The 2956-nt window shown below is 72.7% G+C and carries 4 protein-coding genes; all 4 read right to left on the bottom strand.

The window, feature by feature from the left end:
- The coding region (locus tag SACSA_RS0120735; RefSeq protein ID WP_019819787.1) for a proton-conducting transporter transmembrane domain-containing protein at positions 1-1253 on the bottom strand (1253 nt) is incomplete at its 3' end.
- A gap of 7 nt (positions 1254-1260) precedes the next feature.
- The gene (locus SACSA_RS0120730) at positions 1261-1566 is read right to left on the bottom strand and encodes an NADH-quinone oxidoreductase subunit NuoK (RefSeq protein WP_019819786.1); all 306 of its coding nucleotides are present in this window, start codon (positions 1564-1566) and stop codon (positions 1261-1263) included.
- Entirely contained in the window at positions 1563-2126 is a 564-nt protein-coding gene (locus SACSA_RS0120725; RefSeq protein ID WP_028662097.1) for an NADH-quinone oxidoreductase subunit J, read from the bottom strand. The genes SACSA_RS0120730 and SACSA_RS0120725 overlap by 4 nt, the downstream gene beginning before the upstream one ends.
- A gap of 67 nt (positions 2127-2193) precedes the next feature.
- The coding region (locus SACSA_RS24090; protein WP_157597080.1) for a complex I subunit 1 family protein at positions 2194-2956 on the bottom strand (763 nt) is incomplete at its 5' end.

The following is a 2956-nucleotide window of genomic DNA, read 5'->3' as shown; positions in this document are numbered from 1 at the left end:
CATCCGAGGACCAGGATCGTGGCGCGGCTCGCGTAGACGGCGCCGAGCGCGGTGGCCGCCAGGGCCGTCAGGTACAGCGGCGTGGAGGTGTGCAGGGCGCCGGCGAGGACGTGTTCCTTGCTCGCCCACAGCGACAGCGGGGCCAGTCCCGCCAGCGTCGCACCCCCGACCGCGAAGGTGGCGCCCACCACGGGCCACCGCGTGCCGACCCCTCGCAGGTCGGCCAGCCGATCGGTGCCCAACGCCGTGAGCCACGCGCCCGCGGTGAGGAACAACAGGCTCTTGGTCAGCGCGTGGGTCACCAGATGCGCGCCACCAGCGGCCACCGCCCCCGCGCCGGCCGCGAGCACCATGAACCCGAGCTGGGCGCAGGTCGAGGCCGCCAGCACCTGCTTGAGGTCGCGCTGGACGGCGGCGACCGCACCCAGCGTCAGTGCCGTGGCGGCTCCGGTCCAGGCCACCAGCGTCGCCGCCCACCCGGTGGCCGACAGCAGCGGGTTCAACCGCAGCAGAAGGTAGGCGCCCGCGGCCACCATGGCCGCCGAGTGCAGCAGCGCCGAGACCGGGCTGGGCCCGTCCATGGCGCGGGAGAGCCAGAAGCTGAACGGAAGCTGTGCCGACTTGCCCAGCGCGGCCAGCACCACGCCCCCGGCGACGACGTCCCGCCACCCGTCGGGCAGTGTGGCGAGGGCGTCGAGCCCGAGCCCGCTGGCGCCGCCCGCGAGCGCGGCCCCGGCCGCGACGTACAGGCCGAGGTCGCCCGCGCGAGTGGTCAGGAACGCCACGGCGCCCGAGGCGGCGGGCCGGGTCTCGTGCCACCGGAACCCGATGAGCGCGTACGAGGTCGCCCCCATCAGCTCCCACGCCATGAGCAGGGTGAGCAGTGTCGTGGCGGTGACCGTCAGCAGCATTCCGGCCGAGAAGACCAGCATGAGGCCGACGAAACGCGCACGTGACGCGTCTGGGGCGAGGTCGGCGGCGGAGAACACCAGCACCGCCAGCGACACCACGGCCACGGTCACCGTGAGCACGGCCGAGAGTCCGTCCACGCGGGCGCCGAACGACACCCCGGCCAGGTACTCCGCCGAGAACGTGGGGCGGGCGATCGCCACCGGGACCGCCAGTGTCAGGGTCACCAGCGCGGCCCCGACGCCGGCCCTGGTGGCCCTCCGGTCCGCCGTGTGGCCCGCGATGAGCAGCAGCGCCCCCGCCACGGCGGGGACGGCGACGAGGGCGACGAGTGCGGCGGCCACCGGCCGCTCAGCCCCTCAGATCCGCGGCCATGTCGGTCATGTCCACGTCACGGGCGCGGAACAACGCCGTGGTCACCGCGAACCCGGCGGCCATCTCGACCGCCATCGCGGTGATCGCCACGACGACGAGCACCTGTCCGTCGGGCCGTGACGGGGAGACGAAGTACCAGAAGCCCGCCGCGCCGACGAGGACGGCGTTGATCATCAGCTCAAGGCCCATCAGAACCATGACGATCGACTGCTGGGACAGCGCGCCGTACAGTCCGGTGGCCAGCAGCGCGGACGCCAGCAACAGGTAGTGCTCGAGCATCACCGGCCGACACCGCCCCGCACCGGGTCGTCGGCTCGCGCGCGATCCAGCCGGTCGCCGTAGCGCTCGTACCGTCCGCGCCGGGTCGCGAGCACGACCGTGGCGACGATGGTGGCGAACAGCACCAGGCCGAGCACCATCATCACGAGCATCTTCGGGCCCATCAGCGCCGCGCCGAGCGCGCGCGTCGGCTCGGCGGGCGGCGGGGCCTGCGCCGAGGGCCAGTCGACGAGCAGGATGCCCGTGGCCAGCGCGGCGAAGGTCCCCACCGCGATGGCGAGCGCCCCGCGCCGGTTGTGCACCATGGTCATCGGCATCAGCCCTGCCGGATTCATCATGTACATCACCATGAACACGACCATGAGCACCATCTCCATGGTCATCATGAGGAAGACCAGCACGCCGAGGTAGGTCAGTCCCACCAGCAGAAGCGTGCCCCCGGCCGCGAGGAACGACAGCAGCAGCGCGAAGGTCGCCCTTGCCATGGAGTCCACCCGGAACACCAGCATGCCGCTGACCACGGCGCCCGCCGCGCACAGCCAGAACGCGATCTCCGTCCACATCGTCACGTCGCTCCTTCCGCCGTCGTCCGCCGCCTCACCGGTCACGCGCCTGCCGCGTCACCGCCCGCTACGGCGGCCCCGCCAGCACGACCAGCGACACGGCGAGCGCCTGCACCAGCGACAGCGGAATCAGCACCATCCAGGACAGCTCTTCGAACCGCTCCATGCGGATCGTCGGCATCCGCCTGCCCGCCCAGACGAGCGCGGCGAGTACAGCGGCGGTCTTGAGCAGCGACCACAGCCACGCGGGTAACACCGGCCCGAGTCCGCCACCGAGGAACAGCGCCACCGCCATGGCCGCCCCCGACACCAGCAGCAACCACCGTCCCGCCCGCAGTACCAGGGCGTCCACTCCGGACAACTCGGCGGTCGCTCCGCCCGCGATGTCCGAGCGCACCGGCTGGTCGAACGGTGCCTGGAACGCCATCGCCGACACCGAGCCGAGGAAGACCACGAAGGCGACGGGCATCCACACGACGAACCACAGCTCCCGCTGCGCGGCGACGATGTCGGCGACCCGGAGTGAACCCGCGCCGATGGCCGCGGTGGTCAGCACGAACATGTGCGGTAGCTCGTAGGCCAGACCCTGCGCGACGAACCGGTAGCCGCCGACGAGGCCGAAGGCCGAGTTGGCGCCCCACCCGGCCAGCCAGACCGACGCCCACGCCAGGATCTCCATCGCGTTGAACCAGACGACGCCGACCTCGAGGTCGCCCACCGACCACCGGCCCAGCGGTGTGACCAGTGAGGCCAGCAGCGCCGCGCTGAACAGGGTGACCCCGGCCGCCCGCCACAGCGGCGCGTCGGCGCCGGGCGTGGCGCGCCGTTGC

This window comes from Saccharomonospora saliphila YIM 90502 (assembly GCF_000383795.1).
In the GTDB taxonomy this organism is placed as follows: domain Bacteria; phylum Actinomycetota; class Actinomycetes; order Mycobacteriales; family Pseudonocardiaceae; genus Saccharomonospora; species Saccharomonospora saliphila.
The sequence above is the reverse complement of the archived record's forward strand: the minus strand, read 5'-3'. Positions and strand labels throughout refer to the sequence as shown.